This is a genomic window from Stenotrophomonas maltophilia (assembly GCF_002799245.1).
GTDB lineage: Bacteria > Pseudomonadota > Gammaproteobacteria > Xanthomonadales > Xanthomonadaceae > Stenotrophomonas > Stenotrophomonas maltophilia_S.
The window spans coordinates 1,056,000-1,080,512 of sequence record NZ_NEQV01000001.1 but is presented as its reverse complement, the minus strand read 5'-3'; the positions used below and the strand labels follow the sequence as shown (position 1 = coordinate 1,080,512).

General features: G+C 63.2%; 21 protein-coding genes and 1 pseudogene. 18 read left to right on the top strand and 4 right to left on the bottom strand.

Annotated elements, in window-relative coordinates; genetic code table 11:
* The first annotated feature begins 175 nt into the window (after positions 1–175).
* Together B9Y64_RS05105 and maiA are read left to right on the top strand one after the other, a co-directional pair.
* Entirely contained in the window at positions 176–1,165 is a 990-nt protein-coding gene (locus B9Y64_RS05105) for a fumarylacetoacetate hydrolase family protein (protein WP_065179110.1), read from the top strand.
* A 14-nt stretch (positions 1,166–1,179) separates the two neighbouring features.
* Positions 1,180–1,848 carry a maleylacetoacetate isomerase gene (gene maiA / locus B9Y64_RS05100; protein WP_100439905.1) on the top strand — a complete coding sequence of 223 codons (669 nt, stop codon included), beginning with the start codon at positions 1,180–1,182 and terminating at the stop codon, positions 1,846–1,848.
* A 76-nt stretch (positions 1,849–1,924) separates the two neighbouring features.
* Here the strand turns inward: maiA and B9Y64_RS05095 are convergent, their stop codons facing one another.
* A complete protein-coding gene (locus tag B9Y64_RS05095) occupies positions 1,925–3,052 on the bottom strand; it encodes a PilT/PilU family type 4a pilus ATPase (RefSeq protein ID WP_014645840.1) in 1,128 nt (375 codons plus the stop codon).
* 121 nt (positions 3,053–3,173) lie between these two features.
* On the opposite strand from B9Y64_RS05095, the gene B9Y64_RS05090 reads away from it, so the two are divergent.
* From B9Y64_RS05090 to B9Y64_RS05020, 16 genes and pseudogenes are all read left to right on the top strand, one after another.
* Complete coding sequence (locus B9Y64_RS05090; RefSeq protein ID WP_005415160.1) at positions 3,174–3,539, top strand: DUF4398 domain-containing protein; 366 nt, start codon at positions 3,174–3,176, stop codon at positions 3,537–3,539.
* Positions 3,536–4,420 carry an OmpA family protein gene (locus tag B9Y64_RS05085; RefSeq protein ID WP_100439728.1) on the top strand — a complete coding sequence of 295 codons (885 nt, stop codon included), beginning with the start codon at positions 3,536–3,538 and terminating at the stop codon, positions 4,418–4,420. Before B9Y64_RS05090 ends, B9Y64_RS05085 begins: the two co-directional genes overlap by 4 nt.
* Positions 4,421–4,744: 324 nt before the next feature.
* A complete protein-coding gene (locus B9Y64_RS05080) occupies positions 4,745–4,981 on the top strand; it encodes a YdcH family protein (protein WP_005407964.1) in 237 nt (78 codons plus the stop codon).
* Between the two features lie 301 nt (positions 4,982–5,282).
* Positions 5,283–6,653: a pyridoxal-phosphate dependent enzyme gene (locus B9Y64_RS05075; protein WP_075675449.1), complete on the top strand. Its 1,371-nt coding sequence runs from the start codon at positions 5,283–5,285 to the stop codon at positions 6,651–6,653.
* 123 nt (positions 6,654–6,776) lie between these two features.
* A complete protein-coding gene (locus tag B9Y64_RS05070) occupies positions 6,777–7,949 on the top strand; it encodes a cystathionine gamma-synthase (protein WP_100439727.1) in 1,173 nt (390 codons plus the stop codon).
* Positions 7,950–8,020: 71 nt separating this feature from the next.
* Positions 8,021–8,803 carry an ABC transporter permease gene (locus B9Y64_RS05065; RefSeq protein WP_238379838.1) on the top strand — a complete coding sequence of 261 codons (783 nt, stop codon included), beginning with the start codon at positions 8,021–8,023 and terminating at the stop codon, positions 8,801–8,803.
* A 154-nt stretch (positions 8,804–8,957) separates the two neighbouring features.
* A pseudogene (locus B9Y64_RS22515) lies at positions 8,958–9,287 on the top strand (ABC transporter ATP-binding protein); the annotation flags it as partial.
* Complete coding sequence (locus B9Y64_RS22510) at positions 9,276–10,205, top strand: Wzt carbohydrate-binding domain-containing protein (RefSeq protein ID WP_428993242.1); 930 nt, start codon at positions 9,276–9,278, stop codon at positions 10,203–10,205. The pseudogene B9Y64_RS22515 and the gene B9Y64_RS22510, both read left to right, overlap by 12 nt.
* Before the next feature lie 55 nt (positions 10,206–10,260).
* On the top strand, positions 10,261–11,436 hold the full coding sequence (locus B9Y64_RS05055; RefSeq protein WP_100439725.1) for a class I SAM-dependent methyltransferase: 1,176 nt from the start codon (positions 10,261–10,263) through the stop codon (positions 11,434–11,436).
* A 3-nt stretch (positions 11,437–11,439) separates the two neighbouring features.
* Complete coding sequence (locus B9Y64_RS05050) at positions 11,440–14,805, top strand: glycoside hydrolase family 99-like domain-containing protein (protein WP_238379836.1); 3,366 nt, start codon at positions 11,440–11,442, stop codon at positions 14,803–14,805.
* 4 nt (positions 14,806–14,809) lie between these two features.
* Entirely contained in the window at positions 14,810–15,736 is a 927-nt protein-coding gene (locus B9Y64_RS05045) for an NAD-dependent epimerase/dehydratase family protein (protein WP_100439724.1), read from the top strand.
* Between the two features lie 36 nt (positions 15,737–15,772).
* The gene (locus B9Y64_RS05040) at positions 15,773–16,657 is read left to right on the top strand and encodes a methyltransferase domain-containing protein (RefSeq protein WP_100439723.1); all 885 of its coding nucleotides are present in this window, start codon (positions 15,773–15,775) and stop codon (positions 16,655–16,657) included.
* 21 nt (positions 16,658–16,678) lie between these two features.
* Complete coding sequence (locus tag B9Y64_RS05035) at positions 16,679–17,824, top strand: acyltransferase family protein (protein ID WP_100439722.1); 1,146 nt, start codon at positions 16,679–16,681, stop codon at positions 17,822–17,824.
* A 102-nt stretch (positions 17,825–17,926) separates the two neighbouring features.
* Positions 17,927–18,886, top strand: coding sequence for a phytanoyl-CoA dioxygenase family protein (locus tag B9Y64_RS05030; protein ID WP_095378699.1), 960 nt, complete (start codon positions 17,927–17,929; stop codon positions 18,884–18,886).
* Positions 18,887–18,898: 12 nt separating this feature from the next.
* Positions 18,899–19,456 (top strand): hypothetical protein, encoded by a 558-nt coding sequence (locus tag B9Y64_RS05025; RefSeq protein WP_157804483.1) that lies wholly within the window; start codon positions 18,899–18,901, stop codon positions 19,454–19,456.
* Positions 19,457–19,535: 79 nt separating this feature from the next.
* Positions 19,536–21,077 (top strand): glycosyltransferase family 39 protein, encoded by a 1,542-nt coding sequence (locus B9Y64_RS05020; RefSeq protein WP_100439720.1) that lies wholly within the window; start codon positions 19,536–19,538, stop codon positions 21,075–21,077.
* 116 nt (positions 21,078–21,193) lie between these two features.
* Here B9Y64_RS05020 and B9Y64_RS05015 read toward each other — a convergent pair whose 3' ends face one another.
* The 3 genes from B9Y64_RS05015 to B9Y64_RS05005 are packed head-to-tail and all read right to left on the bottom strand — an operon-like array spanning position 21,194 to position 24,506.
* Entirely contained in the window at positions 21,194–22,780 is a 1,587-nt protein-coding gene (locus B9Y64_RS05015) for a hypothetical protein (protein WP_157804482.1), read from the bottom strand.
* The gene (locus tag B9Y64_RS05010) at positions 22,777–23,202 is read right to left on the bottom strand and encodes a GtrA family protein (RefSeq protein WP_100439718.1); all 426 of its coding nucleotides are present in this window, start codon (positions 23,200–23,202) and stop codon (positions 22,777–22,779) included. The genes B9Y64_RS05015 and B9Y64_RS05010 overlap by 4 nt, the downstream gene beginning before the upstream one ends.
* The gene (locus B9Y64_RS05005) at positions 23,199–24,506 is read right to left on the bottom strand and encodes an NAD(P)/FAD-dependent oxidoreductase (protein WP_100439717.1); all 1,308 of its coding nucleotides are present in this window, start codon (positions 24,504–24,506) and stop codon (positions 23,199–23,201) included. The genes B9Y64_RS05010 and B9Y64_RS05005 overlap by 4 nt, the downstream gene beginning before the upstream one ends.
* Between the last annotated feature and the right edge of the window lie 7 nt (positions 24,507–24,513).

Sequence of the window (24,513 nt, the reverse complement as noted above, 5' to 3'; positions counted from 1 at the left end):
AATGCCCGTTGTTGCTGTTGCTTCGGCCGTTGCCTTGGCTTGAAGCGGGTGCAGGGTGCAACCCTGCCGAACCCCCCACTACGGTAGGGTGGGCCGATGCGGCGCTGCAGCTTGGCGTCGCTGCATATTTGATTACACTTGAAACTTGTTTGCCCACGACTCCGGACACTCACCCATGAAGCTTGGTTCTTTGAAGGAAGGCGGCCGCGACGGCACCCTGATCGTCGTCTCGCGTGACCTGCGCCACGGCGTACGCGCCACCGGCATTGCCGCCACCCTGCAGCAGGCCCTGGAAGACTGGAGCCACATCGCGCCGCGCCTGAACGCCCTGTACGAATCGCTCAACGCCGGTGACGCTGATGGCGTGTTCGACCTCGACCCGCAGGCACTGGCCGCACCGATGCCACGCGCCTATGAATTCGTCGATGGCAGCGCCTACCTGCCGCATGTCGAGCGTGTGCGCCGCGCCCGCGGCGCCGAGGTGCCGGAAAGCTTCTACACCGACCCGCTGATGTACCAGGCCACCAGCGCGGGCTTCTACGGCCCGCGCGACGCGGTCAAGGTGGTCAGCGAGGACTACGGCATCGACCTGGAAGCAGAGATCGTGGTGATCACCGACGACGTGCCGATGGCGGCCACCCCGGAACAGGCCGCCGGCCATATCCAGCTGGTCGGCCTGGTCAACGATGTTTCGCTGCGCAACCTGATCCCGGGCGAGCTGGCCAAGGGTTTCGGCTTCCTGCAGTCCAAGCCGCGTTCGGCGCTGTCGCCGGTGTTCGTCACCCCCGATGAGCTGGGCGCCGCGTGGCAGGACAGCAAGGTGCACCTGCCGCTGCTGACCCACATCAACGGCCAGTGGTTCGGTGCGCCGGAAGCGGGCGTGGACATGCAGTTCAACTTCGCCCAGCTGGTCGCGCATGCGGCCAAGACCCGGCCGCTGGGCGCCGGCACCATCGTCGGCTCGGGCACCATCGCCAATGAAGACACCAGCAAGGGGGCATCGTGCTTCGCCGAGCAGCGTGTGGTCGAAACCCTGCGTGACGGCAAGCCGAGCACGCCGTTCATGTCCTTCGGCGATGTGGTCCGCATCGAGATGCTCGATGCCGCGGGCAACAGCATCTTCGGTGCGATCGAGCAGCGCATCGAACAGGCGGCCAAGCCCTGAGCATGGAGGCGGCGATGGACATCCCGGTCGACGACGGCATCGTGCTGTACACCTACTGGCGATCCAGCGCCGCCTACCGCGTGCGCATCGGCCTGGAGCTGAAGGGCCTGGCCTGGGAGGCCCGGCCGGTGCACCTGGTGCGCGAAGGTGGGGAGCAGCATCTGGATGCCTATCGCGCGCTCAATCCGCAGCAGCTGGTGCCGACCCTGCTGCACGAGGGCCATGCACTGACCCAGTCGCTGGCGATCGTGGAATACCTGGACGAGCGTTTCCCGCAGGTACCGCTGCTGCCGGCCGACGCCGCCGGCCGTGCGCGGGTGCGTGCACTGGCCCAGCTGGTGGCCTGCGACATCCATCCGGTCAACAACCTGCGGGTGATGCAGTACCTGGAGCGCAGCCTGCAGCTGCCGGCCGACGCCCGCACGCAGTGGACCCTGCACTGGATCGCCGAGGGCTTCGTGGCGATGGAAGCGCTGCTGGCCAACAGTGGCGACACCGGCACGTTCTGCCACGGCGACCGCCCCGGACTGGCCGACATTTGCCTGCTGCCGCAGCTGTACAACGCACACCGCTTCGGCCTGGACCTGACGCCGTACCCGACCCTGCGCCGCATCGAAGCGGCCTGCCAGGCACTGGATGCCTTCGACCGCGCACGCCCGGAAAACCAGCCCGACGCCGCTTGAAAGAAAAAGGGGACGGAGGGGATTAAGTCGTAAGTGCATATACGACTTAATCCCCTCCGTCCCCTTTTTTGTGCGGCTAGAAGCCGTGGGTGATGCTGGGCGCGCCCGCCGAGAAATCGGCGTACGGGTCGTGCTCGCCGCTGCTGCCCTCGGACAGGCGGAACTTCAGGGCCAGGCCATCGCGCGAGTCGGCGGCGCGCAGCGCTTCCTCCTGCTCGATGATGCCGGCCTTGGCCAGCCGGAACAGGCACTGGTCGAAGCTCTCCATGCCTTCTTCCAGTGAACCTTCCATCGCCGCCTTGATCTCGTGCACCTGGCCGCGACGCAACAGGTCACGGATCATCGGCGTGTTGATCAGCACCTCGGTGGCCGGCAGGCGACGGCCCTCCTTGTTCTTCACCAGGCGCTGGCTGATCACCGCGCGCAGGTTCAGCGCCAGGTTCATCAGCACGTTCTTGTGCGCGCTTTCCGGGAAGAAGTTGAGGATGCGCTCGATGGTCTGGTCGGCATTGTTGGAGTGCAGGGTAGCCAGGCACAGGTGGCCGGTTTCGGCGAAGGCGATCGCGGCCTCCATCGTTTCCGCATCCAGGATTTCGCCGATCAGGATCACGTCCGGTGCTTCACGCATCGCGTTCTTCAGCGCGTTGTGGAAAGCATGGGTGTCCAGCCCGACCTCGCGCTGGTTGACGATCGACATCTTGTGCTTGTGCAGGTACTCGATCGGGTCCTCGATGGTGAGGATGTGGCCGGTGGTGGTGCTGTTGCGGTGGTCGATCATCGACGCCAGCGAGGTGGACTTGCCGGAACCGGTGGACCCTACCACCAGCACCAGCCCGCGCGGGGTCATGATGACGTCCTTCAGCACCTGCGGCAGGTTCAGCTCCTCGATGCTCGGGATGCGGCTGCGGATTGCGCGGATGACCATGCCGACCTCGCCCCGCTGCTTGAACACGTTGACGCGGAAGCGCCCGGCATCGGGCAGGGCGATGGCCATGTTGAGCTCGAGCTCGCGCTCGAACTGCGGCACCTGGCCTTCGTCCATCAGCGAGTAGGCGATTTTCTTGACCATGCCTGGGGGCAGGCCGGTGTTGCCCAGCGGATAAAGCTTCCCCTCGATCTTGATGTAGACCGGTGCCCCGGTGGTCAGAAACATGTCCGAAGCGTTCTTTTCGGTCATCAGCTTCAGGAAGTAGCCGATATCCATTGCGAATTTTCCCCAACGAAACGGCCGACGCCCGTTGCCAGCACGGTGTCGGCTTGACGACAATGGCCGTGAACCGACAACCGGTACGGCCTCCCCAATGAAACGACTTAGCTTCGCACGAATGCGCCATGGCCTGTATGTGATGGCGTTTGCATTCGCACTGTCTGCCCCCGCCTGGGCGCAGGACGCCGCCCTGGAACTGGCGCAGGCCCGGCAGGCGGTCGACAAGGCCACCCAGGCCGATGCCGACCAGTACGCCCCGGACCTGATCGGGCTGGCCCGGCAGGGGCTGGAGCAGGCCCAGCGCGCCGCCGGCGACCGCCGCGAGCGCAAGAACGCCCCGGCGATGGCCCTGCGTGCCGCCGCCGATGCCGACCTGGCCCGCGTCCGCAGCGAGGAAGCCACCGTCACCGCGCAGCTGCAGCTGCGCCGCAACGAGGTCAACCAGCTGCAACGCCAGCTGTCGACCGGGGAGGATCGCCGGTGAAGCCGATGACCGCCGCAACCCTGGCTGCGCTGCTGGCGCTGCCGACCCTGGCCGCAGCCGCCGACAATCCGATGGTGGCGCAGCTGAGCCAGCGCCTGATGGCCATCCAGGCCAACCCCGACACCGCTGAGCTGGGCGCCTTCGAGCGCATGCAGGCGCAGCAGGCGATCGCAACCCTGGACAAGGCCAAGCGCCGCGACCAGGAGCTGGCCACCTATCTGGCCGAGCGCCGGGTGGAGATTGCCGAGACTGCGGTGCGCACCGCGATGGCCGCGCGCGAGGTCGACCGCCTGGAGCGCACCCGCAGCGACCTGCTGATCGAGGCCAGCCGCCGCGATGCCGCCCGTGCCCGTCAGGAAGCCGAGCAGCTGCGTATGCAGGCGCAGATGCAGGCCGAGGAGGCCGAGCGCCTGCGCCAGGCTGCCGAGGCCGAAACCCTGGCCCGCCAGGACGCCGAGAACGCCCTGACCAGCGTAGCCGGCAAGCAGCAGCAGCGGCTCAGCGCCGCCCAGCAGAACGCCGCCAAGCTGGCCCGCGAGGAAGCCGAGCTGGTGTCCGGGCAGAAGCTGCCGGGGTCGAAGTTCGATGGACGTGGCGAAGTCTTCACCTTCAATGGTGACGCGTTCGCCGCGGGCGCCTCCAGCCTGTCCGGCGGGGCCCGCAACCAGGCCAAGGCGCTGGCCGAGTACCTGAACATCGGCAAGAAGGGCCGCCTGCGCATCGAGGCCTACGACAACGCGAATGGCGTGGGTCAGAAGCGCGCTGAAGCGCTGCGTGATGCGCTGGTCGCGGCCGGTGTCGCCAGCAGCCGGATCCAGGTCAGCGGCAAGAAGGCGGCCTCCACCCGGGCGCGCTCGGCCGAGGTCATCATCGCCCCGTAATTGCTTGATATTGTTTGTTTTTCGTTGTGATGAGCATTCAGCCTGAACCCCGCCCCGGCGGGGTTCGGTCTTTTTGACGCAGGGGTCTTGTACCCCGCCTTGAGCAGGCGTAGGGTCAATCGTCCGGGACGCAATGCCGCGGACCGGACGATGGGAGGGCCGGGCCGATGCAAACAGGGCGCGAACCGCAGCAGATCGACGTGCGCGGGCCAGTGCCGCAGGTCGTTGCAGGCGTCCAGGTGGCCATCGACCGGCGCTCCTCCATGAACAACGCCCCGTGCCTTGCGGCCGGGGCGTTCGTGTATCTGTCGAAGGAGGTCCATCATGTTTGAAGATCAGCCCCAGAGCGAGATCGACGCCCGTCGCGCGCGTGATCCGGAGTTCAGGGCACTCCATGACCAGCACCGCAAGTTGAACAAGAAGTGCATGGACGCGGAGTTGGGTGTACTCCCGATCGATGATGTCACCCTGGGTCGCATGAAGCGTGAGAAGCTGCTGGCCAAGCAACGACTTCTGCGAATGTACGAAACACCGCTCCCAACGACGTCCCCCACGCTTTGACGCACCCCGTCGCGCCCGGAACGGCGTGACCTGGCCAACGATGGCCCCGCCGGGCGCTCCTGCCCCGGCATCGCGGCACCGCCGATGAGGCGGCCGCGCCAGGGCACCACAGGCAGTGGTGCCTTGGCCTGCAGGCACAACTCACCGATGCGGGCGGTACCGGTCTCCTCGTCGATCCGGGGCCGCCCGCATCCCTTTATGAGGCAGGCGGGCGGCATGCCCGCACCGACCTGACATTCAGCGCCATCCGTCGGATAATCATCGGTCCGGCCCTGCGTGGCGCGAATCGAAAGTCCTCCGAATGCCCATCCATTCTTCCGTCCTCGAACTCATCGGCCAGACCCCGATCGTCAAGGCCCAGCGCCTGGACACCGGCGTCTGCGAGCTCTACCTGAAGCTCGAGAGCGCCAACCCGGGCGGATCGATCAAGGATCGCATCGGCCTGTCGATGATCGAGGCGGCGGAGCAGCGCGGTGATCTGAAGCCGGGCGCGACCCTGGTCGAGGGCACGGCCGGCAACACCGGCCTGGGTCTGGCGCTGGTGGCACAGCAGAAGGGCTACAAGCTGATCCTGGTCGTTCCCGACAAGATGAGCCGGGAAAAGATCTTCAACCTGAAGGCGATGGGGGCCGAAGTGCGCCTGACCCGTTCGGACGTCGCCAAGGGCCACCCCGAGTACTACCAGGACCTGGCCAAGACCATCGCCGAGCAGACCCCGGGCGCCTACTTCATCAACCAGTTCGGCAACCCGGACAACCCGGCCGCGCATGAATTCGGTACCGGCCCGGAAATCCTCGAGCAGATGGGCGGTGACCTCGACGCCATCGTGTTCGGCTGCGGCAGCTCCGGCACCATGACCGGCCTGTCGCGCGCGTTCGCCAAGCTGTCGCCGAAGACCGAGCTGGTACTGGCCGATCCGGTCGGCTCGATCCTGGCCGAATACATCAACGACGGCGTGCTCAACGACAAGTCGGGCAGCTGGCTGGTGGAGGGCATCGGCGAGGACTTCCTGCCGTCGATCTCCGACTTCAGCCGAGTCACCAAGGCCTATGCGATCAGCGATGCCGAGAGCTTCCACACCGCACGCGAGCTGCTGGGCAAGGAAGGCATCCTGGGTGGTTCGTCCACCGGCACCCTGCTGGCCGCCGGGCTGAAGTACTGCCGCGAACAGACCACGCCGAAGAAGGTGCTGGTGCTGGTGCCGGACACCGGCAACAAGTACCTGTCGAAGATGTACAACGACTACTGGATGCTGGACAACGGCTTCCTGCAGCGCCCGCAGCACGGCGACCTGCGCGATCTGATCCTGCGCCCGTACGGCCAGCGCGACACCGTGGTGATCGGTCCGAACGATCTGCTGACCACCGCCTACCAGCGCATGAAGCTGTACGACGTGTCGCAGCTGCCGGTGATGGACGGCGAGCAGCTGGTCGGCATCGTCGACGAAAGCGACGTGCTGCTGCATGTCTACGGCGATGAAGCGCGGTTCCGCGACACCGTCGCCACCGCCATGGTCAGCAAGCTGGACCGGCTGGACGTGAAGTCGCCGATCGAGGCGTTGCTGCCAGTGTTCGATCGTGGCCAGGTGGCGATCGTGATGGACGGCGACGCCTTCCTCGGCCTGATCACCCGCATCGACCTGCTGAACTATCTGCGCCGTCGCGTGCAGTAAGCCGCTGATCGCTGCAGATAGCCGCTGAATTCCGGTTTATTTGCGTCAAAGCCTGTTAAGGCGGCGCTGATAGACTCCCGATCCTTTGACGGCGCCGCGCGTCGGCGCCATTCAGGAAACGACATGTCCAACTCCTCTTCGCCTGACCGCGCGCTGGCCCTGGCCACGCTGGCCATTCATGGCGGCCAGTCGCCCGACCCCAGCACCGGCGCGGTGATGCCGCCGATCTACGCCACCTCGACCTATGCCCAGTCCAGCCCGGGCGAGCATCAGGGCTTCGAGTACTCGCGTACCCACAATCCGACCCGCTTTGCCTATGAGCGCTGCGTGGCCTCGCTGGAAGGTGGTACCCGCGGCTTCGCCTTCGCCTCGGGCATGGCAGCCAGCTCGACCGTGATCGAGCTGTTGGACGCCGGCAGCCACGTGGTGGCGATGGACGACATCTACGGCGGCAGCTTCCGCCTGTTCGAGCGCGTGCGCCGCCGTACCGCCGGGCTGGATTTCAGCTTCGTCGACCTGACCGATCTGGCTGCATTCGAAGCCTCCATCACGTCGAAGACGAAGATGGTGTGGATCGAGACCCCGACCAACCCGATGCTGAAGATCGTCGACATCGCTGCGGTCGCCGCCATTGCCAAGCGCCATGGCCTGATCGTGGTGGTCGACAACACCTTCGCCTCGCCGATGCTGCAGCGTCCGCTGGAACTGGGCGCGGACCTGGTCCTGCATTCGGCCACCAAGTACCTCAATGGCCACTCGGACATGGTCGGTGGCATGGTCGTGGTCGGCGACGACGCCGAACTGGCCGAGCAGATGGCCTTCCTGCAGAACTCGGTGGGTGGCGTGCAGGGCCCGTTCGACAGCTTCCTGGCCCTGCGTGGCCTGAAGACCCTGCCGCTGCGCATGAAGGCGCACTGCGCCAACGCGCTGGCGCTGGCCCAATGGCTGGACAAGCACCCGGCGGTGGAGAAGGTGATCTACCCGGGCCTGCCCTCGCACCCGCAGCATGAACTGGCCGGCCGGCAGATGGCCGGCTACGGCGGCATCGTCTCGATCGTGCTCAAGGGTGGGTTCGAGGCGGCCAAGCGCTTCTGCGAGAAGACCGAGCTGTTCACCCTGGCCGAGTCGCTGGGCGGCGTGGAAAGCCTGGTGAACCATCCGGCGGTGATGACGCACGCGTCGATCCCGGTCGCGCGCCGCGAGCAGCTGGGCATCAGCGATGCGCTGGTGCGGCTGAGCGTGGGTGTGGAAGAACTGGGGGATCTGCAGGTGGATCTGGAGAGGGCGCTTCAATGACCGACCCGGTGAGCACAACGGGAGGATTGCGACCGTACGCTTCTTCAAGGCGGAACCCTCTGGTGGGCTTCGTGTCCACGCCCATCCGCCATCGCCACCTCATTTTCCGGCTCATCCAGCGGGAGATCGTCGGCCGATATCGTGGCTCATTCGCTGGCCTGGCGTGGTCATTCATCACGCCGTTGATCATGCTGGTCCTGTACACGTTCGTCTTCTCGGTCGTGTTCAAGGCGAAGTGGAAGGACTTCGATACGAGCGGCGGCTTCGCGCTGATCCTGTTTTCCGGCCTCATCGTGCACGGCCTGCTGGCCGAGTGCATCAACCGCTCCCCGGGTCTGATCACCGGCAACGCCAACTACGTCAAGAAGATGGTCTTCCCACTGGAAATCTACGCCTGGGTGACCGTCGGTTCTGCCGTCTTCCACGCAGGCATCAGCTGGTTGGTCCTGACCATCGCCCAAATCTGCATGGGTGTTCCGCTGCCCTGGACGGCGGTGCTGTTCCCGGTCGTGATGATTCCCTTGCTGTTGGGCTGCCTGGGTGTGTCCTGGTTCCTGTCGGCGCTGGGGGTCTATTTCAGGGACATCGTCCAGATCACGGGCACGCTGTCCACGCTGCTGCTGTTCCTGTCGCCGGTGTTCTATGCGCTGGATTCAATTCCGCCGAAATACAGGCCGCTGATCGAGATGAATCCGCTTACCGGCGTGCTTGAGTCGGCGCGCAAGGTCCTGATGTTCGGCGAGCTTCCGTCCATCTCGAACCTGCTGATCGGTTCCCTCATTGGCTTGGCCGTCGCCTATGTCGGCTATTTCTTCTTCCAGAAGTCGCGGGATGGATTCGCCGATGTCATCTGACCCGATCGCATTGAAGGTCGATGGTGTGTCCAAGCACTATGAGATCTACGCTTCTCCGCAGCAGCGGCTGAAGGCAGCCCTGTTCAATCAGGCAGCCAGCATGCTGGGGCGTCGGCGTGAGTCTTCAGGGCGCCGGTTCAGTGCGCTCGATGACGTCTCCTTCAGCATCCGCAAGGGTGAAACCGTCGGAATCATCGGCCGTAATGGCTCGGGCAAGTCCACGTTGCTGCAGTTGCTCAGCGGCACGCTGTCACCGAGTGCCGGGCAGATCCTGGTCGATGGCCGGGTCGCCCCTCTGCTGGAGTTGGGCGCGGGCTTCAACCCTGAATTCACCGGCCGCGAAAACGTGTTTTTCAATGGTTCGCTGCTGGGGCTGTCTGAAGATCGGCTGCGCGAGAAGTACGACTCGATCGTCGAATTCGCCGACATCGGCGAGTTCATCGATCAGCCGGTCAAAACCTATTCCAGCGGCATGTTCGTTCGCCTGGCGTTCGCTGTGATTGCCCATGTCGAGGCCGACATCCTGGTCATCGACGAGGCCCTGAGCGTCGGTGATGCCTTCTTCGTGCAGAAGTGCATGCGGTTCCTGCGCGAATTCATGAAGAATGGCACGGTGGTGTTTGTCTCCCATGACACCGCTGCCGTCATCAATCTGTGTGACCGGGTGATCTGGCTTTCGCAGGGCAAGGTCGTTGCCGACGGTTCCCCGAAAGAGGTCACGGCCAAGTACCTGGAAGACCTGTATGCGGTGGAGATGGCGGCTGCTGGCCCAGCGCCGGCAGCGATCGCTGCGGAAACCGCCGAAGGCGTGAGGCCGGCACCCGCCAATGAGCCGGGTCCGATGGCCATGGCGCCGCGTGATTTCCGCCAGGACCTGATCAACGCCAGCGCACAGCGGGTTGATGTCCGGCTGTTCGAATTCAATCGTGAGAACGGATTCGGACTGGGAGGAGCGCAGATTGAATCGGTCAGTTTCGTTGACGCCAGCAATCGGCCGCTGGCATGGGTGATCGGCGGTGAAGCGGTGCGGCTGCAGATCCGATGCCGGACCCAGGTGGCGTTGGCATCGCCCATCATCGGCTTCGAGGTCTATGATCGCCTGGGGCAGACCTTGTTCGCCGACAACACGTACGTTGCTTCGGCGGAACCCCCTCCGCTGGTTGCACCGGGCGAGGTCCTGACCGCTGCGTTTGATTTCCGCATGCCCGTGCTGCGCGAAGGTGACTACACACTTAGTGCTGCAATCGCCGATGGCAACCAGGAACGCCACGTGCAGCACCATTGGCTGCACGACGCCCTGGCCTTCCATGTACACGCAAAGGGCATCTGCCTGGGCATGTTCGGCGCCCCCATGCAGCGCGTACATCTTGCCGTGGAAGCGGAAGATGCCGTTGCCGAATGATCTTGGTGTGGGTGCCGAGCGGCATCCTGCACTCCACCGATGAGCGAGATGCCCAATGACATCGCAGACTGACGTACAAACCAACGATCTGGAGTTCACCGGCGAGCGCTTCATGCCCGAAGTGGCTGGCCAGATCGCCTTCGAGCACCTGCATCGGTATCACTTTGCCTCGCGCTTCTGTCAAGGCAAGCGGGTGCTCGATGTCGCCTGTGGCGAAGGCTATGGCAGCCGCATTCTGTCCAACGCTGCGTCGTCAGTGGTGGGTGTGGACATCTCGGCTGAGGCCGTTGCCCATGCGCAGGGCAAGTACGCACGTGGTTCGCTGGAGTTCGTGGAAGCGTCCGCTGCCTCGTTGCCGTTGCCGGATGACTCGTTCGATGTAGTTGTCAGCTTCGAAACCATCGAGCATCACGACCAGCATGAGGAAATGCTGTCCGAGATTCGTCGCGTCCTGCGTCCAGGCGGCCTGCTGGTGCTGTCGAGCCCGAACAAGCAGTACTACTCCATCGAGCCGGGATACTCCAATCCGTACCATGTAAAGGAGCTCTTCCGTGAGGAGCTGCTCGCTCTGGCTGGCCGCCATTTCAGCGCCGTCCAGATCTACTCGCAGCGCGTGGTGCATGGCTCCCTGCTCATTGCGGAGGGCAAGGCTGCCTTTGATTCAATCCTTGGGACGGGTCCGGACAGCAGCGAGAGCGAGCGGGGACTGAGCCGCCCCCTCTACGACCTCATCTTGGCCAGTGATGGAGAGCTGCCGGAAGCAGAATCCAGCTTCTATGAGATGAAGGTTCATGGGCTGGATGCTGCGACGTTCTACGGCGTCCACCTGCTCGAGCGGGTCAGCAGCGCCGATCACCAGGTGGCTGTGCTGCAGGCAAAGACCGACGACCAGTCGCACGATGAGTTTCTGCGCCAGCTGTCGCGGCAGCACGAGGCGTTGCGGGAAGTCGGCGAGCAGGTGCGGCATCTGGAAGGCCTGCTGGCGACATCGCAGCAGACCCTGCTTACCCAGTTCGCCGGCGAAGGGGCGCTTCGCGATGAACTGGCGCGCCTGGTGGCGCAGCACAATGAAGATCGCGAGCAGGTCCAGCAGCTGCAGCTGGCTGTCACCGAGCAGCGCTTGATTGGCGAGCAGCGGGAACATGAGGTCCAACTGCTGAAGGAGTCTCGCAGTTGGCGGTACACTGGCTGGCTACGCCGATTGACCGGTAGCGCACGGAGGCACCTGTAACAGATGCATCAGAATCACAACGGCGGCAAGCTCGGAGCGTTCGCCAGGCGCATCTACATGGCTGTGCCCGGCTGGAATGCCCGACTGGCACTGAAGGACTTCCTGTTCCGCAATTTCAGTTTCGCATTCGCCAATACCAACGCGTACCGCCGCTGGCGGGCACTGGGCGCTGGGCAGCGGTTGTCCGCTGAAACCTTCGCCAAATCGCCGCCGCCGGCAACCGCAACCCTGGTCGCCGAGGGCGTCAAGGTGCCGGCCGTAGCGCGTCTTTACGCTGGCGCAGTGGATGCTGCGGCGGGCGTCCGCGGCCCGGAGTACGTCGAGTTGTCGCCGGCGCTGCAACCGCCGGCAACCCTGCGCTTCAAGTCCATTGCGTTCTATCTTCCGCAGTTCCATCCGTTTGCGGAGAACGACGCTTGGTGGGGACGTGGGTTCACCGAGTGGACCAACGTCAGCAAGGCCGTGCCCCAGTTTGCCGGACATCGCCAGCCCCATCTGCCGGGCGAGCTGGGTTTCTACGATCTGCGCCTGATCGATGTGCTCAAGCGCCAGGCCGAACTGGCCAAGCTTTACGGTCTGCATGGTTTCTGCTTCCACCATTACTGGTTCTCTGGCCATCGCTTGATGGAACGGCCGGTCGATCAGCTGCTGGAGCACCCGGAAATCGACCTGCCGTTCTGCATCTGCTGGGCCAATGAAAACTGGACCCGACGTTGGGATGGTCATGAGAATGACGTTCTGATTGGACAGAACTACACGGCTGACAATGATCTGGCGTTCATCCGCGACGCCATGCCCTACCTGTCCGATGCCCGCTACATCCGCATTGATGGACGGCCGCTGCTGATCATCTACCGGCCTTCGCTGCTCCCTGACGCGCGCAGTTCGCTCGAGACCTGGCGCGCGTATGCGCGCGAGCACGGCCTGGGTGAGCTGTTCATCGCCATGGTGCAGTTCGACGTGGATGACCCGCGGACCTACGGCTTTGATGCTGCACTGGAGTTCCCGCCGCACAAGGTTGCCCGCAACCTGCCCAGCATCAACCACACCCTGGACATCGCCAATCCGCGCTACGAAGGCTACGTGGTCGACTACCGCGAGATGGCCAAGCGCTCCCGTGAGTGGCCCGCCGAGGACTACCCGCTATTCAAGGGGGTTACGCCGCGTTGGGACAATGAAGCGCGCAAGCCAGGCCGGGGCTACACCTTCGCCCACTCCTCGCCAGACGAGTACCAGCGCTGGCTTGAATCGGCCGGTGAATTCGCTCTCGCCCATCCGGTCCGTGGCGAGAGTGTTGTATTCATCAATGCGTGGAACGAATGGGCCGAAGGTGCGCACCTTGAGCCTGATCGCCACTACGGCTATGCCTTCCTGCAGGCCACGCGCAACGCAACGGCCGGCACAGGCCGTGCGCGCATCGCGCTGGTATCACATGACGCGCATCCTCATGGCGCACAGTATCTTGCGCTGAACATGGCCAGGAAGATGGCTGCCGGGCTGGACCTGGACGTGCATGTGGTCCTGCTTGAAGACGGAAGGCTGCGTTCCCAGTTCGAAGAGTGCGCCACCGTCCACCTCCTGGGTGATCGGGACGCTGCCGCCCTGGCTCTCGAGCTGCGGCAGCTGGGTATCCGCTCGGTGCTGGCCAACACTGCGGTCAGTGGTCGCATCGTCGAGGCCCTGGACCAGGCGGGCCTGACCGTGGTTTCCATGATCCACGAGCTGCCCGGAGTGATCGAGAGCTACGGACTGCAGCCGGCATTGGCGGATATCTCGCGTGTTGCCCGCCGTATCGTCGTTGCGTCCGATGCTGTCCGCGATGGATTGCAGCCGTATCTGGACGACGCAGGGCGCGGCAAGGTGACCAAGTTGCCGCAGGGGCTTTTCGCAGCCAATCGTCACCGTGGTCGCCAGGATCGCAGCGCAGCGCGCCTGGCCCTGCGCAAGCGGCTCGGCCTGGAACCGGCCACCAGGATCGTGCTGTCTGTCGGCTATGCCGATGCGCGCAAGGGTGTCGATCTGCTGGCCGAGGCATTCACCAGCGCGTTTGCGCAGCGTGCCGATGTGCACGTCGTCTGGGTCGGCCATCGTGACGAAGCCGCCTGTGAATCAGCGGCAAAGACCCTGGCGCGGCATGGCATGACCGAGCGCTTCCACTTTGTGGGCCTGGATTTCGATACGGATGATTACTACGCCGGTTCCGACGTCTATGCGCTGGCTTCGCGGGAGGATCCCTTCCCGTCAGTGGTGCTGGAAGCCTTGTCCGTAGAGCTTCCGGTGGTGGCTTTTGCCGGCACGGGTGGTGGTGCGGACCTGGTTGCAGAGCATCACAGTGGAGTGGTGGTGCCGGCCCTGGATGCCACGGCCTATGGCGCCGCGCTGGCGCAACTGATCGACGATCAGGAGCTGCAGGTGACCACGGGCCGTGCAGGACGCCGCCTGGTCAATGCCGACTTCTCATTCCGCGCCTATCTGCTCGATCTGCTCGAAATGGCGGGACATCGCATTCCGCGCGTGTCGGTCATCGTGCCGAACTACAACTACGCTCATTACCTTGAGCAGCGTCTTGCCTCGATCTATGGACAGGAGTTCCCGCTTTACGAGGTGATCATCCTTGACGACGCATCTTCCGATGGCAGCCTGGGCGAACTGGAGCGGCTGTGGCCGAAACTGGACCCTGAGCCACGGCTGGAAGCTTCTGCGGCCAACAGCGGCTCGGTGTTCCGCCAGTGGATGAAGGGGATCAGCCTGGCGCGGGGCGAGTATGTGTGGATCGCTGAAGCCGATGACCTGTCAAAGCCGGGCTTCCTGGGCTCACTGGTTGATCTGCTGGAGGCCAATCCGCGCTCGGTGCTTGCCTATTCGCAGTCCGAGCAGATTGATGAGTTCGGCGATGTCATGGCTGCCGATTACCTGGACTACACGAACGACCTTTCGCGTGAACGCTGGTGCAGCAGTTACTCTGCCCAGGGGGCAGAGGAAGTCGAGGCTGGCCTTGCCGTGAAGAACACCCTGCCCAATGTCAGCGCCGTGCTGTTCCGTCGCGAGCCGTTGTTGAGGGTGATGCAGGCCCATATCGAGGAGGTCACCCAGTTCCGCATCGCGGGAGATTGGCTGGTCTACCTGCTGCTGTTGCGCGAAGGTGGCCTGAGTTTCAATGCCGAGGCGCTGAACAAGCACCGTCGCCATGGGAACAGCGTAACGCTGGGCTCCAAGGCGCAGGGGCATCTGGACGAGATCCGCCGCCTGCACGCCCATGCCGAGCGGTTGTTCCCGCTCAGCGCTGCGACACGCGCCGCGGCTGCGGGTTATGAAGGCAAGCTCAGGGCGCAATTCGGTCTGCACGACGGTCCAGCAGTGACGGAGTGATCGCATGAAGGCACTGGTCATCGGCGGTAACGGGTTCATCGGCACCCACCTCGTGCGGGCGTTGAGCAGGCGCGGCGATACCGTCGTGGTCCTTGACCGCTTCGCACCACGCGCGGACAGGAACTTGACCGGTGTGGACTATCACATGGGTGATTTCCACGATCCGGTGTTGCTGCGGCGTGTGCTTTCAGGGGTCGACGCGGTCTACCACCTTGCCAGCTGTACCGTGCCCAGCACCGCCGATGCCGACCCGGAGTCCGACGTCCAGGGCAACCTGCTCGGCACGCTCGCCCTGCTCGCATCGATGCGCGAGCAGGGCATCCGGCGCATCTGCTATTTCTCGTCCGGTGGCACCGTGTATGGCAACCCGGAGCGGGTACCCGTGCCGGAGAGCCATGCGCTGCGGCCGATCTCTTCCTATGGCATCGTCAAGGTGGCCATCGAGCAGTACCTGGCCATGTTCCAGCGGCAGGGCTGGCTTGATCCGGTCATCATCCGGCCGTCCAACCCGTATGGTCCCGGGCAGGCACTGGGAGGAATCCAGGGCGCCGTCGCGGTTTTCCTGGGCAAGGCGCTGGCTGGCCAGCGGGTGCAGATATGGGGGGACGGCGAGATCATCCGCGACTACGTCTATATTGATGACGTGGTCGACCTGGCGATGATGGCCGTTGACTCGGGGAAGAACAGTGTTTTCAATGTCGGATCGGGCGCAGGCAGCAGCTTGAATGCCCTCTGCGATACTATTCGCAGGGTGACCGGAATCCCTGTGCAGGTGGACTACCTGCCCGGGCGGTCATTTGACGTCAAGGCTGTCGTGTTGGATGTTACGCAGGCCCGCGAACAGCTGGGCTGGTATCCGCGAATCGATCTTGAGGCTGGCGTCCGACGCACGTGGCAGGCTATCGAGGGTGCTTCCTCGTCCCTTCCCTGAGCGTACCTCTCCGGCCCTGCAGCGCAAGGAGACGGAATGTATCCCAGCTGGATGTGGTACGACTCGGTAGCATCGCTGACCACTGCGGTCCAGGATCAACTGGACGACATGCGCGAAATCGATGCGGCGATTGCGGCCAGGCCGGTGTTCGAAGGCTACTGCGTGCATTGCCGCCATGTCGTGGACATGGCGGTCAATGGCGGCGCGATGTTCGGCGACGATGTCAATCTTCGCGAGGGACTGGTTTGCCAACGCTGCGGATTGAACGCACGCTCCAGGCAGTTGTTCATCGCGGCCAGGCGCCTGTTTGCCGATGACGCGAAGCTGGCGCTGCTGGAGGCATTCAGCCCACTGGGGCGTTACTGCGCGGCGACCTGGCGGGACTGCCGTCTTTCGGAGTTCCATGATCCGGCCGCGCTGAGCGGCATGATCTACGAGTTCCCGGGCAGGGAGGGGCAGGAGGAACAGCCCCGACATGCGATCCATCAGGACATGCAGGCATTGTCGTTTGCCGATGGAGAGCTGGACGGGATCCTGCACAACGACGTTCTCGAGCACGTGCCGGATGCTTCGAAAGCACTGCGTCAATGCGGTCGCGTACTGAAAGAGGATGGCATCCTGCTGTTCAATGTCCCCTGGTTCCCCTGGCTGCCGCAGACCCTGGTACGCGGACGGCTCGACGCGGACGGTGTCCTGCACGAATTCCTGCCGACCGAAATGCACGGTGACGGGTTGCGGCCGGAAGGCGTCTACACCTTCAACAGCTTTGGTGCCGATCTCCCGGAACTGCTTCTGGATGCTGGTTTCCGTAGCGTCCAGTTTGGCCTTTCCTACGCGCCGTATGCGGGAATGGTCACCAACAACTACCGGTACGGCGACGATTTTCTTATGCTGCCGGTGGTCATCAAAGCAGTCCGCTGACAGACTGATCAGGGAGTAACAATGAAGGGATTCAACTCTGCCGACGTGAGCGGAAAGCAGCGGCTGGTGTTTCTGGACAGCCTGCGGGGACTGGCTGCGGCCTATGTCGTCATCTACCACATGGCGCTTATCCCGCAGCCCCAGCTGCTGCTGCCGCGCTGGGCCGAGACGTTCACGTTGATGGGAGGGACCGGCGTCACCCTGTTCTTCATCGTCAGCGCGTTCTCGCTCTACTACACCATGCCGCTGCGCCAGGCGGGCGGGGCTCCGTTGAAGGCGTTCTATCTACATCGCTTCCTGCGTATCGCCCCGCTGTTCTACTTCATGATCGCCGTGACCGTTCTTCGCGATGCATGGATGTTCGACAACCACCATTCCCTGCAAGGAGTGATGGCGTCGGTCCTGTTCGTGTTCAACTTCTTCCCGCTCCGTCAGGAAGGTATCGTCTGGGCGGGTTGGACCATCGGCGTGGAGATGATCTTCTACGCCGTGTTTCCGCTGATATATGCCCGCGTGCGGAATCTGTATTCGGCAGTCGCGATGGTGTTTGCCATGCTGCTGCTCTGGTACCTGACTCTGGCGGCACTGGACCTTGTGGTGTTGCCGGCGGGGTGGCGTGAGTCGATCGAGCAGTGGAGCGTATTACGGCATCTGCCGATCTTCGCGGTAGGTGGCCTGCTCTATTTCTGGTATGTCAGGCTGGATCCGGCCGATCCGGAGCGGCGGTCGAAGGGCACGATGATGCTCGTTGCCGGCGTTTTTACTTTCCTTGCACTGATTCGTGGGTGGCTGCCCAATCTGCTGGGAATGCCGTATTACCTGCAGGGCGTGGCCTATGGGTTGATCTTCGCGGGCCTGGCGCAGGCCCCCTGGCAGCTGCTGGTGAACCGGTTCACTGCATTCCTGGGCAAGATCAGCTACTCCCTCTATCTGATGCACCCTCCGGTGGTGGTCCTGCTGATGCCGGTTTACCGGTGGATCTACGCCGGCCAGCATCCGGTGACCCTTTCCTTCCTGGCCTGCACCCTGCTGACTTTCAGCATTATGTTGCCCCTGGCCTGGCTGGGTTATCGGTTCATCGAGTTGCCGGGCATCCGCCTGGGCAGGGCGCTGGAGGAGCGTTGGTGGAAGCAACCGGCCGGTCAGGCTGCGGTTGTGAGACGATAGTGGCCCGGCGGAGGATGCCGGACCGGAAGCAACAAGGACCTGCCCGGCACCATCAGATTGGGGGCATGAGCAGGAGTCACCCCGAATTTCCCTGGAGCAGTAATGTTGTACGACGCGAACAAATGGCTGGCTGGCCGTCCTTGGCTGGATCTGGACAATCCTGCGATTGATGCTTACGTGGCCAAGGTCAGCGAGCAGCTGGACTTTGACCTTCGCGAGTCGTTGAAGAACTGGCATGAGAACGGCGTCGTGTTGTTCAAGGACGTGGTCAATCGCAGCCTGATCGATGCGTTGGAGAATGACATCGAGCACCTGCGCAGGAATTTCCTCGACTTCGACCTGAACGTCGAGGTTCGCGGTGTCCAGAAGCACATTCGCGATCTCACAGCGGAAGAGCTCGATTTTTCCGGTCTGAAGTTCAACAGCATCCATACCATTTCCCGTGTCGCGGCAGAATTGAGCCTGACCCGTCACGTCGCGGTCTTCCTCCGTCATGTCTTCGGCGGGCCGGCCTGCGCGATGCAGTCGCTGACCTTCTACAAGGGCAGCCAGCAGCCGGTGCATATCGATTATCCCTATGTCCGTTGCCAGGACCCGGTTGCACACCTTGCTGCAAGCTGGATCCCGCTTGAGGACATCGATCCGGCTTCAGGCCCCCTGGCCTACTACCCCGGCTCGCACCGCGTGGACAAGTCCGGTTTCTTCGACTGGGGCAACGGGTCGGTATTGTTCGAGCCGGACAGCGTCCGCCAGCCGGATGAACTCAGTGTCTACCTTGCCGCGCAGATGAAGGAAAAGGCGATCGAGCCGATCGTGTACTGCCCGAAGAAGGGAGACGTGCTGGTATGGCATGGCAATCTGTCGCATGAAGGTACCCGCATCACCGATGACATGCTGACCCGCAAGTCCTACGTGACGCATTACACCTCGTTGCAGGCCTATCCTCCGCATCACCTGAAGCCGGGTGCGCCGAAGTCCGGATACATTTCCGATGCGCACGGCGGGTACGTCTTCGAATACTCGTGGCAGCACGATCTCAAGCAGCTTCCGAGCCGCGTCTGATCAGGTGCCGACATGAACAGAATGCAATCGCTCTGCCTCCGGTACATGGGAGTCGCTTCGGTCGCCTTGCTGGTTACTTCGTGCAAGGTCCCGGAGGGTCCCCAGGTTCCTGATCCGAATGCAGCCGAGAGCATTCTGCCGAGTATTCCCGTCCTGCAGAACGCAACGGAACTCGACACCGCGCAGGCTGCGCAGCCCAGTCAGCCGTTCAGCCTGTGCAACCTCGAGTCACTCGACAACCACCCCTTCGGTGCCGAGCCGTACTACGTTCCGGCCAACCCGGGGAACGTGATGCTCGGGGGCTGGATGGGGGGCGCGGCAGCAGGCGATCTGTCGCAGTCGCCGATGGTGGTTCTCAAGCAGGAAGGCGGCACGCGGACATGGACGGTTCCGATCACCTACAACACTCCACGGCCTGACGTTGCCGAAGACAGGGGTGTTCCTGCATTGAAGCGGGGTGGGTTCCGAGTGCTCATGGACCTGTCGGCATTGCCGCAGGGCGTGTATCACGTCCTGCTGGGGGATGGGATTCAGTTCAATTGCGACAATGGGCGCAGGCTGAAGTTCTGACCTTGCCATTCGCCTCCCGTCGCGCTGCGGCGGGAGGCCGCATGCACCGCTGTGCATTGCATGATTTCAGGAGAGTTTCATGAAGCGAACCGCTCTGCCGGGCCAGATCCTTCTGGCTTGTTCGACCGTTCTGTTGGTATGGGCGACCTGGTACAGCTGGTCGATGCCGATTGTCGATGCCTTTGGATTCCGTCAGGCGCAGACAGCGCTGTCCACCGAATGGCTCGCGCGCGGCGGCTCGTTCTTCGACTACATCACGCCTGTCGCTGGTGCTCCGTGGTCGATCCCCTTCGAGTTTCCATTGTTCCAGGGGCTTTCGGCATTGATTTCGGCGGTGACTGGCCTGGGTACTGATCGCAGTGGTCGATTGGTGTCTGTGTTGTTCCAGATTGCCTCGGTCTGGATGGTCTACCGGATCGTGCTTGAGGTCCGTGCCGAACGGGCGATGGCGACCTGCATTGCGGGCGCATTTGCTGTTTCACCGCTCGCGTTGTTCTGGGCTCGGTCGGTGATGATCGAGTCCACGGCGGTATTCTTCGGACTGCTGTTCGTGTGGGCCATCTGCCGCGTCTGGCGTGGTGGCGGACACCACTACGGGTTGCTTGCCGTCATCGCTGCCATCCTCGCTGCGCTGGTCAAGGTGACCACCTTCTATGGATTCGCGGTGTTCGTTGCGCTGGCGTTCGCGTGGGTGGTACTGCGGGAGCAGGGCTGGCGCTACGCGTGGATTTCCGCGCATGCGAGGCTGATTGGCTGGGGAGCTGCCTCGGCGGTTGCGGCGCTGGTTGTGCTGGTTGCATGGCTGGGTCATGCCGATGCGATGAAGTCCCAGACACCGCTGGGTGCATCGCTCACATCGGCCGCCCTCGGCAACTGGAACTACGGGACGTTGGCCCAACGCCTGGACCCGGCGGTATGGAAGAAGGTCTTCGTGGACAAGCGTTTCGCCGACCTGTTCGGTTCCACCTACCTGTTCCTGCTCGTGGTACTGCTTGGCCTGGTGGTGCCGCGCACGCGGGTGGCGGTGGGACTGCTTCTGGCAGCCTACGTCATCCCGTTCATGTCCTTCACCAACCTCCACTTCGTCCACGATTACTACCAGACGGCGAACCAGGTCTTTGCGACTTCCATCGTCGGTCTGCTGCTGTGGTGGCTTGGGGTGTCAGTCGCCGGTCACAGGGGTGTCATGCTGGGCAGTGCTGCGGCACTTGGTCTGTCTGCTCTCAGCATCTGGTACATGCATGGTCATTTCCTGCCCATGATGCAGGGTGCCTTCCAGCCGTCGCGCTTTTCCGAAGTGGCCCGCGTGGTCAAGGAAAACACGAACACCGACGATGTGATCATCGTCTTCGGTATGGACTGGTCGTCGGAGATGCCCTATCTGGCCAGCCGTCGCGCGGTGATGGTGCCCGACTGGGCGCCCCTGGAGCACTATGCATCCATCGCCAAGCCCGACAGCGTCCTGCTCGGTGGTGGGCGCATGGGGGCCGTGGTGGACTGTCCCAACCAGCTGGCTGGGTCGGGTGAGCGCGAGGGCTACTACCGGCAGATCCTGGGTGAATACGCCGAGGGCGGGCGGGAACTGCCTGCCGCTGATTGCAGGATCATCGTCCCACGTTGATGTGGGACGGTTACCCCGGTGAGGGGTGATTGGCTGGCGGCGGCAGGGCATCGGAACGGATGCGCTGCGGCCCGCTGCCCACCACGTCCGGAAGGACGTGGCGGGTAGCGGGAGGATCAAGGCTTCGCGGTGCAGTGCTCTACGCGATAGCGTTCGCCGAATTCGACCTTGAGCGTGCAACGAGGATAGAAGGCCGCCCAGTCGCTGCCTTCTGGCAACGGCAAGGTCGTATCGATCAGCAGCAATCCCTCACTGTCCGAAGAGGCGGTAATGGCCGCCATCCGGGCGTGGCCGGGAAGGCGATACTCCATGCTTGCGCCATGGGCCCACCACGGGATGTACAGCGTTCCGTGGTAACCGCGCAGGTAAGCCTCAAGCCGGTTCTGCTGCTGCGCGTCGGTCAATCCACTGGGCGTTGCGGGATGTACCGCCGGAAGCCAGGTTTCCCGCGCATAGAGGTAGGTGGGCTGAACCAGCAGGGCCAGCAGGAGCGCCAATACGCCGCCTGGAAGAATGGCGTGGCGTGATTCGCGGCCGGAGATGGACAGCACGGGAAGCGCGGCGCACGCAAATGCCAGCGGAATCACGTTGAAGGCGTACCGCGCCCACCCGAGCGAGAGCAGCAACCAGTAGCAGGACATGATCAACCAGGCACTGCCGACCAGCAGGGCAAGCTCTTTCGGCCGGCGATCGCGCGCCGTCAGCAACGTTGCGGTGATGCCAAGCAGGGCCAACACGGAAAGCGCGATGAAGCCGATGCTGAAACGGGAAGAGAACAGTGCCAGGCGTTCTGCCACAAGAGCAGACAAGCCCAAACCCCGCTCATCCATGCCTTGGGACTTCACGAAGTCGATGTGCTGCGTCCAGTTCTGAAGCCAGCCGTCAAGACCCCCCATGGCGTGGAATCGATAGGCTTCAAACAGCACGATCGGCAGCAGGGTGCCTGCAGCAACCAGCAACAGCGGCGCAAGCGACTCTGCCAGGCGGACGCGCCAGGGGCGCGCGGGGCCGCGGAGGAACATGGCCAATGCCAGCAAGGCTACCGGCAGAGTGAACAGTGCGGACAGCTCCTTGGTCAGGAATGACATGCCCAGCAGCAAGCCCGCACCCAACAGGTTCAGGCGTGAACGGTTTCCGTAGGCAATCAACACGAAGCTGGCCAACACCAGCGCCAGTGACTGGACCTCGCCGAAGAACGCGAACCACTGCTCATGATGCTGCGTTGTTACTGCGATGCTGGCCAGCGCCACAAGGCAGATGTAGCTCGATGCGCGCGCAATGCCGAGCCGTCGGGATATGACGGCAATGCAGAAGGACAGGACAAGTGCATTGAACAGCACCAGCATCAAGCCGGGTGCCCAGGGCTTGGCTCCAAAGACCTTGATGGCAGCCGCACCGACCAGGATCGCGCTGGGCCCCGTGCCCAGCGCCGGATGGAACAGGCGCCCACTGTGATCGACATTGCCATAATCAAGTGTCAGCAGATAGCCATCGCCGCTGGCAAGGTTCTTGGATACCACGGCGAACGAGGAGTCGTCGAAGCAGCACAAGCTTTTGTTGATCGTGGTGGTCAGCAGCTCCACATGCAGTGCCAGAAGCACCGCGATCGACAGGACGGTCAGCAGGAGGCTGGCAATGCTACGGCGTTGGCGCCCTCCCGGCATGGACAGGGAGGGGGCGTTGCCAGAAGTGAGGGTTTTCATCGAGCGGGTGAGTCTTTTGCCTTGGCGAACGACAGGTATTTATGGCCGACATAGCTCGTCACTACGGGTACGGCAACGCCGATGCCGTGAGCGAGTGTCTCGTTGTGGAAATCGATGCCCGACCACGGGAAGACGTACCGGGCAAACAGCAGGCTGATCAGGATGGTCTGTACGACGGCCGCCAGGTTGATCAGGACAAACCACAGGATCTGGTGGTGCAGACGGTTGCCGGCCTTCTCAAAAACGAAGAGCTTGTTGAGCGTGAAAGCGGTGATCATTCCCAGGCAGTAGGCCAGCACGATCGCAGGCACATAGTGCATGTACTGGCTGAAGAGGATGCGCGACCCGAAGTTGATCGCCGCGGCGGTGCCGCCGGCGATCAGGAACAACAGGAACTGGCGCGAAACTGCTGGCTGGTTCACGCTTCAGCTGCTCCGGTGCTGGCGAGGCGCGCAAGCGAACTACCCACCGCGATGCTCTCGTTGATCGAGCGATCCTCCGGATAGTAGTAAGCGGTGTCGGCCATGTAGAAGCCTTCGACGGGCGTCTTCATCGGCGGCAGCATGTCCTGGAAGCCCGGCGGGCAGATGGTCTGCGCGTACTCGTAGCGGTGGCAATGGGTCGCCTTGATCCATTCCGGCTTGAATGCCGGATTGATCATGGGCAGGTAGCTGATGACCTCGTCGATCAGCTGCTGGTTGCTCCATTGCCACTTCGGGTGGGTCTTGGGCATGTAGTACGGTGCGTACACGATGTGTTCGCCAGGTCCCTTGCCCGGGTTGAGGTTGCTGTATTCAATCAGGCCGGGAATGGTGATGCGGTCATCGCTGATGTTCATCCAGAAGTTCTCGCTGACCGGCTGCGACAGCTTCAGGATCACGCACGCCACCGGGATGTTCTCGATGGCCGCAACCTTGTCTGCAAATGCCTTCGGCAGGCCTGGAACCATCTGGGGCACGTACTGGATGGGCGCGGTGGAAACCACCGCTTCATAGGCGTGGTGGCCGTCCGGCGTACGGATGCCGGTAACCTTGCCGTCCAGGGACGTGACTTCCTCGATCGGCTGGGAAAGCAGGATGCGTCCGCCAAGACGGGTCACTTCGTTGGCCAGCCGGTCCAGCAGCACGGCCGAACCGCCTTCCAGGTAGCCCATGCTTTCATTGAACAGATTGCGGCGGGACAGGGCCACGCGCTTGATGCGGGTGCCGATCCAGGACGCGGAGAGGTCGTTCTGGTATTCGAAGAACTTCAACGCGAACGCCTTTTCCCACATCACCTTGTAGGCCTTGGGGCCGATCCAGCGGGTAATCCAGTCGCGTGCATTCTCCTTGTCCAGCGCGGTCCAGTCCTGGATGCCCTTGGTATGCATCACATGCAGGGCATAGCGCACCTTGTCCACCAGCCCCAGGTGCGGGAAGCCGAGCAGTGCGAACGGCGTGCCCCACTTGTGCAGCTTGCCCTGGTAGTAATAGCCCATCTTGGTGTCTGTCCAGTGCAGGCGGTCAGACATCTTCAGCTCGTCGAGCAGCTTGAACAGGGGATAGTCGGTCTTGCAGATGAAGTGGTAGTAGCGCTCGATACGCAGGCCGTCGAAATCGAAGTCGGCCGACATGCCGCCGATACGATCGTCGCGCTCGTAGATGTCGACCTTGTGGCCCTGCTTGAGCAGCTCCAGGGCTGCCATGAGACCCATGGGGCCACTGCCGATGATGGCGAAATTGCGCATATGAGGA